The sequence below is a fragment of the Aeromonas dhakensis genome, assembly GCF_000820305.1.
Classification (GTDB): domain Bacteria; phylum Pseudomonadota; class Gammaproteobacteria; order Enterobacterales; family Aeromonadaceae; genus Aeromonas; species Aeromonas dhakensis.
The window spans coordinates 1-724 of record NZ_CDBH01000008.1 but is presented as its reverse complement, the minus strand read 5'-3'; the positions used below and the strand labels follow the sequence as shown (position 1 = coordinate 724).

Sequence of the window (724 nt, the reverse complement as noted above, 5' to 3'; positions counted from 1 at the left end):
GCCAGCAGCAGCAGGCCGCCGCTAAGCAGCACCCCGGTGGCCGAGTAGCCCTTGAAGATGTAGCGGCCCACGGCAAGAGTGACCAGGGTACCGATAAGGAGTTCCATCATAGAGTGAGTTCCTGAGTACGAATGGGAGTGGATGCATTATTGGCGTCAACTTGGAGGTTAATCTGGTCAATCCCGAAATGCATCGACATAAAACTCGGCGATTATTATCCAATAAGGGGTAACCCACCATGATGTAGCGCATCACTTGTGATCTCGCTTGCAAATCAATACGGGCGCGGGGTTGCGACTTGTCAAGCTGACACTTAGGCTTTGTGACGGGAGTAGGTGACAGTCGCGGGGATCGCGGTTAATCTCCTGCTTTGAATATTAATGCGTTGATTATTAATTAAAATAACAACCCCGCCAGCAACGAGGTCAAGGCAGCAGAGATGGGAATGGTCAGCAAACTTTTCATGGTGGCACTGATGTTGTTCGCCGCCACCGCAGGGGCCGAGAGTTCCCATTACACCGGCATCAAGGCGGTGCCTGACATCAAGGTAGACTTCCAGTTTTATCGGGTTTCCGGGCCGGATGTGGCGAGCCTGGCCCGCCAGATGACCAATGCGGGCACAGCCCGGGCCAATGGCCACATCGGCATGGCCAGCTATCAACTCTCCTGGCAGTTGCAGACCAGCCCCGGGGCGCAGCGCTGCGAGCTGGAGCAGGTCAAGGTC

General features: G+C 55.4%; 1 protein-coding gene. It reads left to right on the top strand.

All coding sequences use genetic code 11. The features are described from left to right. Positions 1-445: 445 nt before the first annotated feature. The coding region (locus BN1143_RS00675) for a DUF922 domain-containing protein (RefSeq protein WP_197069830.1) at positions 446-724 on the top strand (279 nt) is incomplete at its 3' end.